19 protein-coding genes are annotated in these 18,132 nt (G+C 67.5%); 16 read left to right on the top strand and 3 right to left on the bottom strand.

All coding sequences use genetic code 11. The features are described from left to right. Positions 1 to 69 precede the first annotated feature (69 nt). From EAF64_RS18785 to EAF64_RS18725, 13 genes are all read left to right on the top strand, one after another. The gene (locus EAF64_RS18785; protein ID WP_129070516.1) at positions 70 to 1,251 is read left to right on the top strand and encodes a thiolase domain-containing protein; all 1,182 of its coding nucleotides are present in this window, start codon (positions 70 to 72) and stop codon (positions 1,249 to 1,251) included. Further along, a complete protein-coding gene (locus tag EAF64_RS18780; protein WP_129070515.1) occupies positions 1,248 to 2,669 on the top strand; it encodes a zinc ribbon domain-containing protein in 1,422 nt (473 codons plus the stop codon). Before EAF64_RS18785 ends, EAF64_RS18780 begins: the two co-directional genes overlap by 4 nt. Before the next feature lie 49 nt (positions 2,670 to 2,718). After that, a complete protein-coding gene (locus EAF64_RS18775; protein ID WP_129070514.1) occupies positions 2,719 to 3,618 on the top strand; it encodes a 3-hydroxyacyl-CoA dehydrogenase family protein in 900 nt (299 codons plus the stop codon). 4 nt (positions 3,619 to 3,622) lie between these two features. After that, on the top strand, positions 3,623 to 4,249 hold the full coding sequence (locus EAF64_RS18770; RefSeq protein WP_129070513.1) for a DUF2391 family protein: 627 nt from the start codon (positions 3,623 to 3,625) through the stop codon (positions 4,247 to 4,249). Between the two features lie 84 nt (positions 4,250 to 4,333). Continuing rightward, positions 4,334 to 4,513 (top strand): HVO_2753 family zinc finger protein, encoded by a 180-nt coding sequence (locus EAF64_RS18765; RefSeq protein WP_092663026.1) that lies wholly within the window; start codon positions 4,334 to 4,336, stop codon positions 4,511 to 4,513. Positions 4,514 to 4,552: 39 nt separating this feature from the next. After that, positions 4,553 to 4,819 (top strand): elongation factor 1-beta, encoded by a 267-nt coding sequence (locus EAF64_RS18760; protein WP_129070512.1) that lies wholly within the window; start codon positions 4,553 to 4,555, stop codon positions 4,817 to 4,819. Positions 4,820 to 5,047: 228 nt separating this feature from the next. Continuing rightward, the gene (locus tag EAF64_RS18755; RefSeq protein ID WP_129070511.1) at positions 5,048 to 7,327 is read left to right on the top strand and encodes a methyl-accepting chemotaxis protein; all 2,280 of its coding nucleotides are present in this window, start codon (positions 5,048 to 5,050) and stop codon (positions 7,325 to 7,327) included. 175 nt (positions 7,328 to 7,502) lie between these two features. After that, positions 7,503 to 7,793 carry a 50S ribosomal protein L21e gene (locus EAF64_RS18750; RefSeq protein ID WP_129070510.1) on the top strand — a complete coding sequence of 97 codons (291 nt, stop codon included), beginning with the start codon at positions 7,503 to 7,505 and terminating at the stop codon, positions 7,791 to 7,793. Beyond that, a complete protein-coding gene (locus EAF64_RS18745) occupies positions 7,790 to 8,146 on the top strand; it encodes an RNA polymerase Rpb4 family protein (RefSeq protein ID WP_129070509.1) in 357 nt (118 codons plus the stop codon). The genes EAF64_RS18750 and EAF64_RS18745 overlap by 4 nt, the downstream gene beginning before the upstream one ends. 50 nt (positions 8,147 to 8,196) lie before the next feature. Continuing rightward, positions 8,197 to 8,793, top strand: a complete 597-nt coding sequence (locus EAF64_RS18740) for a DUF655 domain-containing protein (protein WP_129070508.1) — start codon at positions 8,197 to 8,199, stop codon at positions 8,791 to 8,793. A gap of 34 nt (positions 8,794 to 8,827) precedes the next feature. Next, positions 8,828 to 9,697, top strand: coding sequence for a 16S ribosomal RNA methyltransferase A (locus EAF64_RS18735; RefSeq protein ID WP_129070507.1), 870 nt, complete (start codon positions 8,828 to 8,830; stop codon positions 9,695 to 9,697). Continuing rightward, complete coding sequence (locus tag EAF64_RS18730; RefSeq protein WP_129070506.1) at positions 9,694 to 10,926, top strand: mechanosensitive ion channel family protein; 1,233 nt, start codon at positions 9,694 to 9,696, stop codon at positions 10,924 to 10,926. Before EAF64_RS18735 ends, EAF64_RS18730 begins: the two co-directional genes overlap by 4 nt. Further along, a complete protein-coding gene (locus tag EAF64_RS18725; RefSeq protein ID WP_129070505.1) occupies positions 10,923 to 11,516 on the top strand; it encodes a HemK2/MTQ2 family protein methyltransferase in 594 nt (197 codons plus the stop codon). Before EAF64_RS18730 ends, EAF64_RS18725 begins: the two co-directional genes overlap by 4 nt. An 88-nt stretch (positions 11,517 to 11,604) precedes the next feature. On the opposite strand, the gene EAF64_RS18720 is transcribed toward EAF64_RS18725, so the two are convergent. Next, the gene (locus EAF64_RS18720) at positions 11,605 to 11,802 is read right to left on the bottom strand and encodes a hypothetical protein (protein WP_129070504.1); all 198 of its coding nucleotides are present in this window, start codon (positions 11,800 to 11,802) and stop codon (positions 11,605 to 11,607) included. A 277-nt stretch (positions 11,803 to 12,079) separates the two neighbouring features. Between EAF64_RS18720 and EAF64_RS18715 the strand changes: the two genes are divergently transcribed. The 3 genes from EAF64_RS18715 to EAF64_RS18705 all read left to right on the top strand — a co-directional run bounded on the left by EAF64_RS18715 (position 12,080) and on the right by EAF64_RS18705 (position 16,059). Beyond that, positions 12,080 to 13,075: a 5-methyltetrahydropteroyltriglutamate--homocysteine methyltransferase gene (locus tag EAF64_RS18715; RefSeq protein ID WP_129070503.1), complete on the top strand. Its 996-nt coding sequence runs from the start codon at positions 12,080 to 12,082 to the stop codon at positions 13,073 to 13,075. An 82-nt stretch (positions 13,076 to 13,157) separates the two neighbouring features. Further along, positions 13,158 to 14,222 (top strand): methionine synthase, encoded by a 1,065-nt coding sequence (locus EAF64_RS18710; protein ID WP_129070502.1) that lies wholly within the window; start codon positions 13,158 to 13,160, stop codon positions 14,220 to 14,222. A gap of 40 nt (positions 14,223 to 14,262) precedes the next feature. Next, positions 14,263 to 16,059 carry an ArnT family glycosyltransferase gene (locus tag EAF64_RS18705; protein ID WP_129070501.1) on the top strand — a complete coding sequence of 599 codons (1,797 nt, stop codon included), beginning with the start codon at positions 14,263 to 14,265 and terminating at the stop codon, positions 16,057 to 16,059. Between the two features lie 16 nt (positions 16,060 to 16,075). On the opposite strand, the gene EAF64_RS18700 is transcribed toward EAF64_RS18705, so the two are convergent. Together EAF64_RS18700 and EAF64_RS18695 are read right to left on the bottom strand one after the other, a co-directional pair. Next, positions 16,076 to 17,104, bottom strand: a complete 1,029-nt coding sequence (locus EAF64_RS18700) for a lysylphosphatidylglycerol synthase transmembrane domain-containing protein (RefSeq protein WP_129070500.1) — start codon at positions 17,102 to 17,104, stop codon at positions 16,076 to 16,078. 1 nt (position 17,105) lies between these two features. Beyond that, positions 17,106 to 17,981, bottom strand: a complete 876-nt coding sequence (locus tag EAF64_RS18695; RefSeq protein ID WP_129070499.1) for a polysaccharide deacetylase family protein — start codon at positions 17,979 to 17,981, stop codon at positions 17,106 to 17,108. Positions 17,982 to 18,132: the final 151 nt, after the last annotated feature.

Genomic DNA, 18,132 nt, shown 5'->3' with positions numbered 1-18,132 from the left:
GTACCAGATTCGGCACAAACTGCCGTTCCGTAGTGACAAGTTTATGACCCACGGGTTTGCAGGGTACGTATGCGCGACGCGTACCTGATCGGGGCGGGCCAGTCCGATTACGGCTCGTTCCCGGGCGAGAGTTACCGGTCGCTGTTCCGCACGGCGTTCGAGAACGCCTGTGACAGCGTGCCGGCCGGTATCGAATCCGAGGACGTGGACGAGGCCATCGTCGGGACCCTCGGCGTCGGGGGCCGGCAGCTCGGCTTGCCCGGCCCCGCGGTGACCGAACACGTCGGCCTGCACGGCATCCCCGTCACGCGGGTCGAGAACGCCTGTGCCGCCTCGGGGTACTCGGTCCGGCAGGGCGTGCAGGCCATCCGGAGCGGGATGGCCGACGTGGTGCTGGCCAGCGGCGTGGAGATCATGACCGACGTGTCCGGCGACGCGGTGCGTTACTGGCTCGGCGTGTCGGGCGAAACCGAGTGGGAACGCCTCTCGGGCACCACGTTCGCCGGCGTCTACGCCCAGATGGCCAGCCGGCACATGCAGGAGTACGGCACCACCCGCGAACAGCTCTCCCACGTCGCCGTCAAGAACCACGAGAACGGCGCGAAGAATCCCCACGCCCAGCTGGGCTTCGAGTGCTCGCTGGAGGACGCGATGGGGGCGCCGACGGTCGCGGACCCCCTCAACCTCTATCACTGCTGTCCGACGACCGACGGTGCGGCCTGCGTCCTGCTTGCCAGCGAGGACGTCGTGGAGAACTACACGGACGATCCGATCCGGGTCGCCGGCGTCGGTGCCGGCAGCGACCGCGTGGGCCTGTTCCAGCGCGACACCTACACTGCCGTCCCGGCCTCCCAGTACGCCGCCGACCGCGCCTACGAGATGGCTGGCTACGGCCCGGACGACCTGGATTTCGCGGAGGTGCACGACTGCTTCGCCATCGCCGAGTTGATGGCCTACTCGGATCTGGGGCTCTGTGAACCCGAGGAGGCGGGCGAGTTCGTCGCCAGCGGAACGACGAAACGCGACGGCGAGATGCCCGTCAACACCTCGGGCGGCCTGAAATCGAAGGGGCACCCCATCGGCGCGACCGGGGCCGGACAGGTCGTCGAGGCGTTCAAGCAACTCTCCGGACAGGCCGGCGAGCGCCAACTCGACGACCCGCAGATCGGACTGACCCACAACGTCGGCGGCTCCGGCGGTGCGGCGGTCGTCCACGTCTTCGAACGAGGCCTGGGGGGTGATGCCGCATGAGCGACGACGGGATTCACGCCGTCGGTGCGTACGCGCCCGGACTCCGGGTCGCGGCCGAGGAGTTCGCGGAGGCCTGGGGGAGCTTCGAGGCCGCGGGCATCGAGACGAAGGCCGTGCCGGAGGCCGACGAGGACGCGCTCACGATGGGCTGGGAGGCGGCCCGGCGCGCGCTCGCCGCGGGCGACGTCGACGTTGCCGACGTCGACTGGCTCGGGTTCGCCACCACGAATCCGCCGATGGCCGAGGACGACCCGACCGTTCGGCTAGGCTCGTTCCTCGGCGTCGCCGACGACGTCACACGGCAGACGTTCACCGGGAGTACGCGGGCCGGCACCCGGGCGCTGTTCGCGGCGATGGACGCCGACACCGACGGGCTCGCGCTGGTCGTCGCCGCGGACTGCCCGCGGGGCGAACCGAGCGACGCCCACGAACACGCCGCCGGGGCGGGCGCGGCCGCCGTCCTCGTCGGACCGGACGCGCCGGCACCGGTCACCGACCGCGCGGAGTACGCCGAACCCTATCCCGGCACGCGGTTCCGGCGAGCCGGCCGCGGCGAGGTGGAAGGCATCGAGGTCACCAGCTACGACCGCGAGGCGTTCCGGGAGACGCTCGCGGGCGCGGTCGACGCCGTCGACGCCCCCGACGACCCCGACGCCGCGGCCGTCCAGGCCCCCGACGGCGGCCTGCCATACCGCGCGGCCGGTGCCATGGGGCTGGACAACGGGACGATCCACACCTGCGCGACGGTGCAGGACCTCGGCGACACGGGCGCCGCGAGCGTGCCCCTGTCGCTCGCGACGGCGCTCGCGGACGGCACCGAGACGGTGCTCGGCGTGGGCTACGGGAGCGGTGGCGGCGCGGATGCCTTCGTCGTCGAGGCGGGCGAATCCGTCCCCGCCGACCTGGCGCTGGACGGCGGCACCGATCTGACCTACGCCGAGTACCTGCGTCGCCGCGGCGACGTGACCAGCGGCGAACCGAACGGCGGCGCGGCGTACATCTCCGTACCGACGTGGAAGCGGTCGATCCCTCAGCGCCATCGCCTCGTCGCGGGCCGCTGTCCGGAGTGTGGCTCGCTGGCGTTCCCGCCGGAAGGAGCGTGCCCGGACTGCCGCTCTCTCGTGGAGTTCGAACCGGTCGAACTGCCCGATACCGGCGAGGTCGAGGCGGTCACCGCCGTCTCGCGCGGCGGGGAACCACCCGAATTCGCCGTCCAGCAACAGAAGAGTGGGGAGTACGGCGTCGCCATCGCGGCCTTCGAGGCCGACGGGGAGTCCGTCAGCATGCCCCTGCAGGTCGTCGGTGCGGAGACCTCGCCCGACGTTGGCGACCCGGTCGCGACCGTCGTCCGGCGGATCTACACGCAGGAGGGCGTGATCCGGTACGGGCGGAAAGCGCGCGTCGAAGACGGTGCGTAGGCCGGAAACTCTCGTAAACGTTTAACCCCTCGGACGCGCGGGTCTTGCCATGCGAGTCACAGTTATCGGCGCAGGGACGATGGGCGCCGGGATCGCCCACGTCTGTGCAGCAGCCGGCCACGACGTGAGCATCCGCGACATCGAACCGAACGTGGTGATGGACGCCATCGACACGATCACCAACCGGCTCAGCGCTGGCGTCGAACGCGGCTACCTCACCGCCGCGGAGAAAGAGCAGGCCGTCGACGACCTCGACGGGACGACCGACCTCGATTCCGCGCTCGAGGGCGCGGACCTCGTGATCGAAGCCGTTCCGGAAGATCTGGAGCTCAAACGCGAGACTTTCGCCGACACCGAAGACCACGTCGACGAGGAGACGATCATCGCCACGAACACCTCTTCGATGTCGGTCTCCTCGATCGCGGCGGCACTGAAACACCCCGAACGCTCGGTCGGCCTGCACTTCTTCAACCCGCCCCACAAGATGGGCCTGATCGAGGTCGTCCTGGCCGACCAGACCGACGAGGAGACCGCCGACCGCGCCGAGGAGTTCGTCGACGGCCTCGGGAAGGAGCCAGTCGTCGTCACGGACACGCCCGGGTTCGCGTCCTCTCGCCTCGGCGTCGCGCTGGGTGTCGAGGCCATGCGGATGGTCGAGAACGGCGTGGCCAGCGTCGAGGACATCGACGCCGCGATGGAACTCGGGTACAACCACCCCGTGGGCCCGCTCGAACTCACCGATCGCGTCGGGCTCGACGTGCGACTCGACATCTGTGAGTACCTCCACGAGGAACTGGGCGACCGGTTCGAGCCGCCCGAGATACTCCGCGAGAAAGTCGAGAAGGGCGACACTGGCAAGAAGGTCGGCCGTGGCTTCTACGTCTGGGAAGGCGGCGAACCGAAGGACGTGGCCGACGACGAGGACTACGACATCGAGGACGTGATCTGAGGCGATGGCGGACGCCGCGGAGGCCAGCGGCGACGAGTTCGAATCCGACGAGCGCCGTCGGCCCCGCGAGGGCGACGAATCGGACGACGAACCACCGACGCTGGGTGACCTGCTCGACGAACTCGACGAATACGAGGAGTCGTTGACCGACCCGGCCCGTCGGGAACGGATGCAGGAGATCATCGAGACCGCGACCGAAGTCGAAGAGCCCGCGGTGTTCGGCCGGACGATCGTCGGGTTCGACCGTGCGGACCTCGTGGAGGCGACGCTCGGCGCGCTCCTGTTCGGAATCCCGATGATGGTCGAGGGCGGCACCCAGGAGGTCGGCGCGTTCGTCGCCACTCGTCCGGTCTACCTCGTCGGGACCCTCGCCTTCGCCGTCGCGACGACGGTGGGTATCCTCTACGTCGCCGAGTTTCAGGACGTGCGGATCTACAAGCCGTTGCTGGGCTTCCTTCCCCGCCGCCTCGTTGGCGTGCTCGGCGTCTCGCTCCTGCTCTCGCTGGCGATGAGTACCGTCTGGGGTCGCGTCGACTGGGCGAACCCGTGGCTCGCGTTCTGTACCTGTGCCGTCGCGTTCGTCCCGATGGCCATCGGTTCCGCGCTTGGCGACATCCTGCCGGGTTCGTGAGGTCTGCCGTCCCGGGACACCCTGCCGGCGCCACGGCTACGCCTTTTGTTAAGGGTTATATGTCGGGCTGTCTTCGCGGTAGGTATGAGCGACACTCAGCAAAAGCGAAAACAGAAGTGCATCTCCTGCGGGATCAACATCTCGGGGACGAACGCGGCCGCGTTCAAGTGTCCGGACTGTGGCCATCAGATCTACCGATGCGCCAAGTGCCGCAAGCAGAGCAACCTCTACGAGTGCCCGGACTGCGGGTTCACCGGACCCTGAATCGCAACGGCAATCAACCCCCTGCTGCAATTCACTATCATGGGAAAAGTCGCAGCCAAGATCAAGGTAATGCCGCAGAGCCCGGACGTGGACCTGGACGCCCTGCAGGAACGTCTCGAACAGTCCCTCCCCGAGGGAGCCAAGATCAACGGATTCGAGCGTGACGACGTGGCCTTCGGCCTCGTCGCGCTGTTTCCGACCGTCGTCGTCCCCGACGACGCCGGCGGCACCGATGCCGTCGAAGAGGCCTTCGGCACCGTCGAGGGCGTCGAGTCCGTCGACGTCGACTCGGTCGGCCGTCTCTGACGCCGTCGCTCGCATTCTCGACACCGAAGCCCGATAGCGACGGCTGCCGCTCGCCGGTCCCACCGTTCCACCGACCGGCCCCGGTGTCGCTCCGTTATCGAGATCGATACTGTTCGACGAGTCGCCCGAAACGGGAGCTCGCCTGTCGGACGAGACCCCGCCGATCGATTATCAGACCACATAATGAGGGACGAACGCTTATTGTAATCGGTTGAGGAACGCTGACATATGGATTTCCGGCTCACACGATACCTCCCTGACCGCGTCCGCCGGACGTACATCCGGCAGTTCGTTTTTACTGTCGCGGTGATTCTCCTGTTGCTGGCGGTGGCGTTGCTCGGTGTCGTCGGCGTCCTCGGTGACGCCGAACAGCAGACCGTCTACGACCAGCTCGACACGGATACCGAGCGCAACAGCGGCGCGGTCGACCAGTGGCTCACGCAGTACCGGACCACCGCACGCACGGTCTCGACGTCCAGCTCGCTCGAGGCCGAACCTGGGCCGGCGTTACAGCGAGCCCTCGCGGACACGGAGTCGGGGTTAGCCGACGAGGTTAGCGCCGTCCACTACGTAGACCTCGACCGCGGGTCGGTCGTCGGGAGTACCGCCGATATCGCGACCGCGAGCATGCGGGTCCCCTGGATCACCCGGAACAGTTACGGCCTGGACGGTCCGGACGACGTGTACCTCTCACAGTCCTATCTCGTCGACGGGGAGCGTTACGCCGCGTTCGTCAGCCCCGTGCCCGGCGCGAACCACTCGGTCGCGGTCGAAGTCTCGGTCTCCGACTCCTTCGACTTCCAGAACCAGGTCAACGGCTCTCGCGTGACCGTGATGGACGGCAACGGGTTCATGCTGTACGACGCCAATCAGTCGTCGACGAACCTCTACAGGGGTGCCGGCGAGGAGCGGATTCTCACCAACACGACCGCCGAGGGAGCGATCTTCGAGGCCAACGGGACGGTCCTCAGCTACCAGCCGGTGCCGGGCACCGACCTCCTCGTGTTGATGCGAGCGCCCACCTCGGCCTACGCGGTCGGCTGGCAGTCGCTCCAGTATCTCGCGCTCATCTTCGGACTGGTCGCCGGGAGCATGTTCCTGCTGGGCTTCGTGATCGTCCGGCCCACGGCGACGTCGATCAACCGACTCGTCGACCGGGCAGAGTCCATCGAGAACGGCGACCTCGACGTGTCGATGGAGACGACCAGGAACGACGAGATCGGGACCCTCTTTGCCTCCTTCGCGAGCATGCGCGACTCGCTTTCCGACCGGATCGACGAGATAGAGCGCGCCCGCGAGGAAGCCCGTGCGGACGCCGAGGCCGCGCGTGACGAGGCCGAGGCCGCCCGCCGGGAGGCCGAGGAGTTCAACGAACATCTGGAGGCGACCGCCGACGAGTACGGGTCGGTGATCCGGGCCTGCGCGGACGGCGATCTCACCCGCCGACTCGACCCGGACGACGAGAGTTCGGCGATGGCCGAGATCGCCCGCGCGTTCAACGAGACGCTGAGCGATCTGGAGGAGACGGTCGCCCGCGTCCGGTCGTTCGCCGACGACGTGGCGGAGTCGACGACCCGTGCGGTGGAAGCGACGGAGTCTTCCCGTGAACGCAGTCGGACCGTCTCCGAGAGCGTCCAGGGGATCGCCGAGGACGCCGTCGAACAGAACCAGCAGCTCACCGGCGTCACCGACGAGATGAACGATCTCAGCGCGACCGTCGAGGAGGTCGCGGCCACGGCGAACACCGTCGCCGACCTGGCCACCGAGACCGAGGCCGCGGCCACCGAGGGGGCCGCGGCCGCCAGCGAGGCCGCCGCGGAGATGGCCGCCATCGAGACGGCCACCGAGGAGACCGTCGCGGACGTGCAGGCGCTCGACGACGAGGTCGACCGTGTGGCCGAGATCGTCGACCTGATCGACGACATCGCCGAGCAGACCAACGTCCTCGCGTTGAACGCCTCCATCGAGGCGGCCCACGCCGACGGGGACGGCGACGGATTCGCCGTCGTCGCCGACGAGGTGAAAGAACTCGCCGGACAGACACGGGAGGCGACCCAGGAGATCGACCACCTCCTCACACAACTGTCCGAACAGACCCGCGAGGCGGTCGCCGACATCGAGGCCATGCAGGACGACGTGGAGAGCGGCGTCGAGACGACCGAGGGTGCGCTGAACGCGCTCGAGGACATCGCCGACAAGGTCGAGCAGACGACCGACGGCGTCCGCGAGATCAGCGATGCGACCGACGATCAGGCGGCCTCTGCTCAGGAGGTCGTCTCGATGACCGACCAGGCCACCGAGGTGAGCGAACGGACCGCCGACCGCGCCGGCGAGGCGGCAGACACCGCGACGACGCAGGCCGATCAACTGGAGTCGGTGACCGAGACCGCCCGAACGATCGCCGATCAGGCCGCGGACCTTCGCGCGCTGATGGACGAGTTCACGGTCGACGCGACCGACGTGGCGGTCGACGCCGCGAACCCCGACCTGGCGACCACCGACGACTGACCGGAGACGCGCCCGGGGTCTCTCCGTCCGCACGAACGGGCAGCACCGGGTCTCCCACTGTGGCACGAACGGGTGGAGCCGGTAGGTGCGGAGCGACCCGTGAGCCGCCCGTGCCGTCGCTGGCGGCGGCGGAACGCACGTTTTATAAGCCCGACCACACAACCGACAGCCACGAATGCCCAATTCGCACGGTCCACTGAAGAAGACGCGCCACAAGCTGAAAAACGACCCCCGTGACCGGGGTACGTCCCCGCCCCAGCGGTCCGTCCAGGAGTTCGAGGCGGGTCAGAAGGTCCACCTTCGCATCGATCCGTCGGTCAACGACGGTCGGTTCCACCCGCGGTTCAACGGTCACACGGGAACCGTCGAGGGTAAGCAGGGGAAGGCCTACAAGGTCCTGATCGAGGATCAGGGCAAAGAGAAGACGATCATCGCAAAGCCCGCCCACATCAGCGTCCAGGAATGACGATCTTCAAGGAGAAGGTCGGCGAGGAGTACCTGACGCTCGCCGAGACCAAGGAGATCCTCGAGTCGCTCGAACGCGAGCGTGCCGCCGACGAGGATCGGGAGATGCGCTACGAACTGGCGCGGGCCATCGAGCACGTCAACCGGTTCGCCACGCTCGACCCCGAGGAGTCCCAGGAGTTCGTCGACGAACTGCTGGAACTGGAGAAGGTCGACGAGGCGACCGCCTACAAGATCGCCAACACGACGCCGAAGGACCGCGACGAGTTGCGCGCAATCTACGCCCAGGAACGGTTCTCCCTCTCGGGCGACGAACTCGACGACATCCTCGACGTCGTCGCGAAGTACGTCTGAGTGCCCCGTCGGCTGGGGCTTTTATGTATCCCGTCGCCGTATCGGCGTGCATGAGCGATTCCGAGAGCGGCGACCCGGCCGCCGACACGGAGCGCGAGACGGGTGTCGTCCTCGACTTCCTGCCACACGGGCGCACGGAGGACGACCGCCCACAGTACGAGAAGTCGCCGCTCGCGTACGTCCTGACCGAGTCCGACTTCGAGCTGTTCGAACTCCGGGTCGACGACGACGCGGACGTTCAGATCGGCGACCGAATCCCCGTCGAACGCGGTGCGGACAGCCCGGTCGAGCGTATCCGGACCATCGAGTACGAGGACCTCCCCAGCGGCGCGCGCTCGGAACTGGAGTACGTCGTCGAGGAGATCGTCACGACCAACGAGGGCCGGTTCGTCGACTTCTACAACGACGCCCAGCCGATCACCCTGCGACTCCACCAGTTGAACCTGCTGCCGGGGATCGGCAAGAAGCTCCGCAACAACATCCTCGACGAGCGCGACCGCCGCCCCTTCCAGAACTTCGAGGACCTCCAGGCTCGCGTCAGCGGCCTCCACAACCCCAGAGCGGTGCTGGTCGAGCGCGTCCTCGAAGAACTCCGTGAGGAGGACCTGAAATACCGGACGTTCGTCGGTACCGACGACCAGGACTGACACGTTTTTGGTCGGCGAGGTTCAGGTTCCGGCAATGACTGGTGGCCCCGCCGACGACGCGCCGACGCCCGGTAGCCGCGACCCCGACGCCCTGCTGGCCCGCGCCGGCGTGCGCGGCGACCCAGACCGGGATCAGCACTTCCTCGTCGACGACCGCGTCCTCGACCGTCTGCCGGGCTACGCCACCGAAATCGACGCCGACACGAGCCACGTCCTCGAAATCGGCGGCGGGACGGGCGCGCTCACCGACCGACTGCTCGCGGTCGCCGACCGGGTGACCGTGATCGAGCGCGACCGCGACCTCGCCGCCTTCCTCCGCGAGGAGTTCGTCGCCGAGATCGAGGGCGACCGGCTCACCGTGATCGAGGGCGACGCCCTCGACGTGGATCTCCCCGACTTCTCGCTCTCGGTCTCGAACCTGCCCTACGGCGTCTCTAGCGAGATCGCCTTTCGACTCCTGCCCCGTGACTGCCCGCTCGTGTTGATGTTCCAGCGGGAGTTCGCCGAGCGCATGGCCGCCGACCCGGCCACCGACGAGTACGGTCGGCTCTCGGTGACGGCCGGGCACTACGCCGACGTAGCGGTCGTCGAGACCGTTCCGAAGGAGGCGTTCTCGCCGCCGCCCGCCGTCGAGAGTGCCGTCGTCCGTGCACGGCCGCGGGACCCGGACTACGACGTGCCGGACGACGACTTCTTCCTCGATTTCGTCACGGCCGTGTTCACCCAGCGCCGGAAGACGATGCGCAACGCCGTCCGGAACACGGCGCACATCTCCGGCCTCGGTGATCCCGACGCCGTCGTCGACGCCGCCGACGAGGAGTTGATGGGGCGGCGCGCGGGCAAGGTCACGCCGGCGGAGTTCGCGGAACTGGCACGGCTGGCCTGGGAGGTGGGCGAGCCGTGACGCTCGCGGGGGCGGTCGTCGACACGATCCAGAACGTCCTCGACACGCGGACGCTCCGGATCCTCGCGACGATTCTGATCGTCGGAGCGTGGGCCGCGCTCTCGATCACGGTCAAACAGATGGGGCCTGTACTCCACGACAGACTCTCACTGAACAAGCCGCTCGTGGAGGGGGCACAGGCGGCGCTGGTCATCGTGGTGACCGTCGCGGCCGGGGCGCTGGTGACGATAATCTGGCGGGCGTCCGACGAAGCGGCGGGGGTGCTCGCACTCGTCCAGGCGGACCCGCGCTCGCTCGTCAGGCTGTTCATCACGCTCCTGCTGTTCGTGTTCGCGTACGCGCTGACGGTCCTCGTCAAGCGGATCATGAAGGACCTGTCCGAACAGCGGTCGGCCATCTCGATCCACCAGCGCGAGGTCGGCTACCACCTGGCACAGGTGAGCGTCTACCTCTTTGCGATCCTCGGCGCGTTCTCCATCTGGGGCGTCGACCTGAGCAACCTCCTGCTCGGGGCGGGGTTTCTGGGCGTCGTGGTCGGTCTTGCCGCCCGTCAGACGCTGGCCGCGGTGCTCGCAGGGTTCGTCCTGCTTTTCTCGCGGCCGTTCGACGTGGGTGACTGGGTGGTGGTCTCCGAGCGGGAGGGTATCGTCACCGACGTGACCATCTTCAACACCGAGATCAAGACGCCCGAAGACGAGTACGTCCTGATCCCGAACGACATCGTCACGAGCAACGCGGTCGTCAATCGGTCCCGCGCGGGCCGACTCCGGGTCGACGTGGAGGTCGGCGTCGACTACGAGGCCGACCCCAAACACGCCGCGTCGGTGGCGCAGGACGCGATGACGGAGCTCGACGAGGTGCTCGAAAAGCCCGACCCGCTCGTCGTCCTCCGGGAGTTCGGCGACTCGGCCGTCGTGCTGGAGTGTCGCTTCTGGATCGACGACCCGAGCGCGCGACGCGAGTGGCAGATTCGCTCGAGCGTCGTCGAGGCCGTCAAGACTGCGTTCGACCGGGAGGGGATCAAGATCCCTTTCCCCCAGCGGGAACTCATGGGCCGCGAGGAAGCGTCGGGACTCAAACTCGCCGGCGGCGAGCGGGCGGCGCTGTCCGCAGACGGTGACGTCGACGATGGCGAGACGGCCAGCGGGAGCGGTCGGGCCTCGCCGGACGGGGACGAACCGCCCGAAGCCGAGACGGACGGCGAGTCGCCGGAGGTCGACGAGTCGTGACCGACCTCGCCGAGCGCCGGGACCTGGAGCAGGTGTACCAGCCAGCGGAGGACTCGCGGTTGCTGGCGGACACTGCCGCCGAGCGGGTCCGGGAGGGGGAACTGGTTCTGGACGTTGGCACCGGGAGCGGCTACGCCGCGAGCGTGACCGCCGACGCCGGGGTCGACGTGGTGGGCGTGGACGTCAACCCACTCGCCTGCCGCGAGGCCCGCGCGAACGGCGTCCCGGTCGTGCAGGCCAACCTGACCGATCCTTTCCGGGACGCGGTGTTCGACTTGGTGGTTTTCAACCCGCCCTACCTGCCGACGCCGCCCGAGGACGAACGCGACGACTGGATGGAGTACGCGCTCTCGGGCGGCGAAGACGGCCGTGCGGTGATCGAACCCTTCCTCGACGACGTGGAACGCGTGCTCGCGCCCGGCGGTCGCGTGTTGCTCTTGCTCTCGACGCTCACGGGTCTGGAGGCGGTCGTCGAGTACGCTGGAGAGCAGGGGCTGGTCGCCGAGGAAGTCGCGGCGGAGAAACACCCGTTCGAGCGGCTGGTCGTGCTATCGATCGCGCCGGCCGACGTGGCGGACGAGCCGGCCTGATCCGGTCCTGTCGCTCGCCACGAACCACGTCGAAAAGAGCCGGGCTGGTCGAGCCCGAATCGGTCTCTCGCTACCCCCCGAAGACCGCTTACAGGAGGCCGCTGTTCAGGAGGAGCTCGGAGATCTGCTGCTGGAGCTCCGGCGGCAGTTTCTGGACGATCCCGATGAGGAATTCACGGATCGCCGACGAGAAGCCGCCGCTACCCCCTGTCTCTGCTGCTGCGGTTCCAACCCCGAACACCCCCGCCAGGACGGCGAGGATCGCTTTCATGGCAGTTCGTTTCATGCCACCCGTCACTATTCGGACCTGCAGGATAAGTAAGGCGATTAACCACTCGGATTTCCTGCAACAAAACTTATTTCACAAACTTCTACACGTAAAATAGTCTGCGCCGATCAGACAGTTCGATTGTCGGTGTGAGCGGTCCGTCTGCAACCAGGCACGACGGACCGCCGGTGTGACCTCGCCGCCGATCCGACCTCCGTTCGACCGTGTCTATATAACTACTAGACATCAAACCGATTAGCAAATATTAAAGGGCATCATTTCGTACGATGGTCCAATGTCAGAGGTAGTTACGACGACACCGGGATTGTTCCCGTTGCCCGACTGGGCGAAAGACGAGTTATCGGATCTGAAAGGCCACCAGAAGGCCGATCTGATCGACGGGAGCGAGGGAGGTGCTATCGAGGACGCTTACGAGCGTGTTCGCAGTGAGTACGTCGACCACCAGCAGTCGGCCGGCCTCGACCGGGTCGTCGAGGGGCAGGGCCGCTGGGACGACATGATCGCCCACCCGCTCGCGGTCGCCGACGCCGTCGAGACCCGCGGGATCGTCCGGTACTACGACAACAACAACTTCTACAGGGAGCCGGTCGTGACCGACGACCTCGCCGCGACCGGCGACGTGGCCGCCGAACTCGACGCCGCGAGCGAACGGGTCGATTCGGGTCTGCAGGCGGTTCTCCCCGGTCCCTACTCCCTGGCCGATCTCGCGACCGACGAACACTACGGTGACGACGGAGCCTTCCTCGACGCCGTGGCGGGCTTCCTCGCCGACGAGATTTCCGAGTTCCCCGACGTGGAGACGCTGTTCCTGCTCGAACCCTCCCTCGTCGAGAACCCGCCCGGAGACGGCGAAGACGAGCGCGCCAGCGAAGCCATCGACGCCGTCGCGGCGGCCGCCGACGCCGACGTCGTCGCCCACACTTACTGGGGTGCGCTGGGCGAGAAAGTCTACGCGCACCTGATGGACGCCGACGTGGACGCCATCGGCTTCGACTTCGTGGCCAACCACGAGGACAACGTCTACAACATCAGCGAGTACGGCACCAAGGACGACGTGGCGCTGGGCGTCGTCGACGGACAGAACACGCTGGTCGAAGGGCCCGACACCATCGCCGAGCGCATCGAGTGGGTCGACGACAACACTCCCGGAACGGACTTCGAGACCGTCTACGCGACGATCAACACCGAGACGTTCTACCTTCCGGCCAACAAGTACGAGGCGAAACTGGACGCGCTGGCCGCCGTCAACAAAGCGGTGATCTCCGCATGAGTTCCGACAGACATTCCGGTTCACTACGTTGCACGGGCTGTGACTATCGACGCCGTACTCGCATCACGGAGGTGACGCTCGCATGAGCGACACCCGAGAACAGTTCCGTCCGGAGAACCACCCGAACGATCACTTCCTGCTGACGACCGTCGTCGGCAGTTACAAGAAGCCCAAGTGGCTCGACCGCGCCCGCGAACTCCTCGAAGACGAGGACGCCAGTTTCGACGAGGACGACTGGCAGGAGGCCACCGACGACGCCGCCCGTCTCATCACCGAGGAACACGAGCGCACCGGGATGGACGTGATCTGTGACGGCGAGATGCGGCGCAACGAGATGGTGGAGTACTTCGCCCACCTGATCGAGGGTTACGAGTTCAACGGTCGAGTCAAGGTCTGGGGCCACAACTACTTCGACAAGCCCTCCGTCGTCGAGGAGGTCGAGTACGGCGAGGAGTGGCTCGTCGACGAGTTCGAGTTCACCGACTCGGTCTCGGAGCGCCCGGTCAAGGTCCCCATCACGGGACCCTACACCCTCGCGAACTGGTCGTTCAACGAGGTCTACGACGACGAGGAACAGCTGGCCTACGACCTGGCCGACCTCGTCAACGAGGAGATCGAACGGCTGGTCGACGCCGGCGCGACGTACATCCAGATCGACGAGCCCGCGCTCGCGACGACCCCCGACGACCACGCCATCGTCGGTGCCTGTCTCGACCGGATCGTCGACGAGGTCCCCGAGGACGTGCGCGTCGGCCTCCACGTCTGTTACGGCGACTACTCGCGCATCTACCCCGAGATGCTCGACTACCCGGTCGACGAGTACGACCTCGAACTCTGTAACGGCAACTACGAGCAACTCGACGTGTTCACCGAGCACGAGTTCACGAAGGACCTCGCGCTGGGCGTCGTCGACGCCCACGTCGCGGAGGTCGAACCCGTCGAGGAGATCAAAGAGAACATCGTGAAGGGCTTCGAGGTCGTCCCGCCGGAGCGACTCACCGTGTCCCCCGACTGCGGCCTGAAGCTCCTGCCCCGCGAGGTGGCCTACGGCAAGATGGAGAACATGGTCCAGGCCGCACGCGAGGTCGAGGAAGAACTCGACGCCGGCGAGATCGACGTGGGACTGGCCGCGCCGACGAGCGACTGACTCCGTTCCGTTTTTACCGCAGTCACGGATTGGATCCGGTATGGCGTCCCGTATTCGTGCCCTCCTTCGCCGTGTCCGCGCGCAGGTCGTGGACGACCTCCGGTCCGATCCGTACCTGCCCTTCATCGTCTTGCTCGCCGGCGTGTTGTGCAGCTTCTGGTTCTGGCACCGCATCCCCAACTTCGCCACCAGAGACGAGAAGAGCCGCCTGCTCGACGCGATGGTCCCCATGGGACGGATGCTCGCCGATCCCAGCGTCGAGACGCTCCAGCGGAGCGTCGAGTGGAGCCGGGTCCCGTTCGGCCCGACGCTGTACCTGTTCGGGCTGGCACTGTTGCCCGTCCTGCTCGTGTCCATCTTCACGGGCGATCTGTCGGCGTTCACCGAACTGGGCTATCCAGACCCCGAATTCGGCTTCTACCCGGCCTGGCACGCCACGCCCGAGTGGATCTGGACGTGGAGTCTCGTGTTCGTCCGACTGTTCAACGTCGCGTTCGCCGTCGGTGCGGTCTACCTTACCTACCGGCTCGGCACCGAACTCCGGGACCGCGCGACGGGGCGACTGGCCGCGCTCGTGCTGACGCTCACCTTCGGCTTCCTCACCATCGCCCACGAGGGCGGCGAGGACATGCCGGCGCTGTTTTTCTTCCTGCTGGCGCTGTACCTGCTCGTCCGCTACGTCCGGGCCGGCGACGGGACCGCTTTCTTCGCGGCCAGCGCAGCCGGTGGAGCCGCCATCGCGTTCAAGTTGACCGCCGCGCCCATCGTCCTCCTGATCGGAATCGGGTTCGTCCTGCGAGCCTGGGGGACCGAGGAGTCCACGTGGTCGGCGCTGTTCCAGCCGTGGCTGGTCGTCGGCGGCGCGTTGCTGGGGCTGGTCGCCATCCTCGCTGGCTACCCTACCTTCCTCGTCGGCGGCGTGGACCTCGTCCTCGAACGGCTGTTCGGGCAGTCGGTCGCGAGAGGGAATCGCGTCACAGGGCCGACCGCGCCGGTCTGGTGGTGGTTCCTGCGGGGGTACTTCAGCGCTCTCGGCCTGCCGCTTTTCGTCGCGGCCCTGCTCGGCGTCGTCGCCAGCCTCGCTACCCTCCGGGACCGCGCGACGGACACGGCCGCCTACGTCCTGACGGTCCTGCCGCTGGGAATCTATCTGCTGTTGTTCTCGCGCTGGCACGACTTCCGGGTCCACCACCTACTGCCGACGTTCCCGCTGATCGCACTCCTGCTAGCGCTCGCCCTGATCAGGGTGCGCGAGCGGAACCCGAACGTCGGGACGCCCGTGATCGCCCTCCTGCTGATGACGACGGGCATCTATGCCGGAATCGGCGTCGGTGGGTACGCCTCGATGCCGCGCGACCAGGCGACCGCGTGGCTACAGGACGACGCCGACGAGAACGCCACGATGGAGGTCTACCGGCGTGACTTCCAGGATGCCGCCATCCCACACGACATGCGGATCAACCATCTGTTCGGACAGGAGACCGACCGCGAACAGGCGGCGATCGTCGACTGCCCCGAGTACGTCCAGCTGGGCTATCGCGACCTGCTGTACCTGAAAAATGGCACGTACTACCGCAACGGCGAGGACCAGCGTGAGTACTTCCGTGAACTCCTCTCCGGTGAGTACAGCTACCGCATCGTCGCGGAGTTCGGGCCACGCCCGCCGAACTTCGTTCCCGACCGGCCGACGCCGGGGTCGCTGACGGACCTGTTCCACGTCGGGCTGGTCCCACAGACCGACCAGTTCGCCGACGAGCAGGAACTCGCGGAGAACCAGTACACCGTGATCCTCCAGCGGGAGGGCGAGTGCGGGTACGGGCGGTTCCCGCCGTTCTGAGACGTGGGGGCCCGTCCTACCGATCCGGCGCGAGCGACGACACGTCGACCTTCAGCGTCGGGTACCAGCCAGCGACCGCGGGGAGGTAGGTCCCCAACACGCGGTCGATCAGGATGACTGGAACGATCACGTCGCTCGGAACCCCGAGCGCGACGAAGACGGCGGCCGCCGTCGCCTCCGTCACCCCGACCCCGCCCGGCGTGAGCGGGAGGAGCGTGACGCTGTAGGCCGCTACGAGGACGAGCGGGACCAGAATCGCGGGCTCGAATCCCGACCCGAAACCCCACAGCAGGAGCAGGACGCGCAGACCGGGTGCGAGGACCAGCGCGCCGAGCCACCCCGCCCCGTAGTGGGTCCAGATGCGTGGATCCGTCGTCAGCGCGCGGAACGAGACGGTCGACGCGGTCGTGAATTCGAGGACGTTCCGCAGGCGCTCTGCCAGCCCGGGGCCGACCCGGGGGACGCGAGCGACCAGCGCGGCGATCCCCTCGATCAGCCGGTCCAGGAATTCGAGGTTCATCCCCGCGAGCAGCACGAATCCGCCAGCGGCGACGTAGAGGCCGGTGGAGAGGCCGACCAGCGCGAGCAGGCCCCACGGGAGCCGGTCGAAGACGAAACCCACGCCGAGCAGCGCGACGATACCGTAGTAGACTGCGTAAATGCCCGTGTGGACGCCGGCCGTCGCCGTCGCGTCGGCGTAGCTGATCCCGGTCTGACTCCGGATGACGAAGGGCGCGGCGACTCGGCCCGAGAGCCGCGAGGGGAGCAACTGGTTGACGAACTTCACGATCAGGTCGGCGCTGGCGGCGTCCCGGTAGCGCACGTCCCCGAACGGCCGGCTCACGACGTACCAGGTGTAAAAGCGTGCCAGCAGGCCGGCGACGCTCACTGCTAGCACGGCCAGCACCGTCGCGGCGTCGAGGTTCCCGAGCAGGTCGAGGACGTTCCCGACGTCGATCTGACTCACCAACCAGGCCAGCGCGGCGATGCCGACCGCGTACTGCACGAGTGTGATCGCGACCCCGCGACGGGTGCGTTCGGACACGCTAAGGCTCCCCCAGTTCAGTATCGGTGGTTCCGGCCGCGCCGGCCGGGTCGGTCGCGATGCTGTCCGCGACCACGGACCGAGCGGTCGTGAACGCGAAGTCCTGATCGAGGATGCGCTCGATCGCCCGGCGCATCCACTCGCCGGTGTGGTAGTAGACGCGACTGGGGACCCCCTCGACGGCGGGGAGGTCGACCAGTTCCCACGGGTGGACGTACAGGACCGGCGTGATCCCACGCCGGGCGAGCAGTTTCATCCCGAGGATGGTGTACCGCGGGCCGAAGAAGCGAATCCAGGTGCCCGTCAGCGGGAGGCGCAGGCCCGGCATGACGCTGACGGGCAGTTCGGCAAGTCCTTCGGGGGCGTCCGGATCGACCGCCGTCGCGGGCGCGGGTCGGTGGAGGTCGAACTCGCCGCCGTACCAGCCCGGAATCGCCCGGCTCGGGACGACACTGGAGTCGTAGCGGTAGCCCGCCTCGGAGAGTGCCGCGAACTGGTTCGGGCCGATGTCGAACGACGGTGCGCGAAAGCCCGTCACCGGTTCCCCGGTGACCCGTTCCAGAACCTCCTTCGAGCGGGCGATCTCCTCGCGACAGTCGGCGGGTGACAACTCCGAGAGGTGGCGGTGCGTGTGGGTGTGCGAGCCGATCTCGAACCCGGCGTCTGCGAGCGCGGTCACGGCGTCGGGGAACTGTTCGGCCATCCCGGAGACGACGAAACAGGTCGCCGTGGCGTCGTGCTCGCGGAGGGTCTCGCGGAAGAACTCGCCGCCAGCGAGGCCGACGCCGGTCGCGGCCATCTCCCCCGAGGCCGACCGGTAGGCCGGGGTCTGAGAGAACAACTCGACGTCGATGGAGAGGACGGCGCGGTGGCTCATGATCTCCCTCCGCGTGGTCGGGACCGTGGCTGGTGAGACGGACGGGTCGAAGGCGGCGGCTGGAGGGGTGCGAGCGGCGAGGCGTGGGCGACGACGGGCACTGGTGAAGTGGCCCGGGTCGGCTCACTTCAACCTGTCGTTGTCCCGGGTT

It is taken from the genome of Halorientalis pallida (assembly GCF_004118325.1).
GTDB classification, from domain to species: domain Archaea; phylum Halobacteriota; class Halobacteria; order Halobacteriales; family Haloarculaceae; genus Halorientalis; species Halorientalis pallida.
The sequence above is the reverse complement of the archived record's forward strand: the minus strand, read 5'-3'. Positions and strand labels throughout refer to the sequence as shown.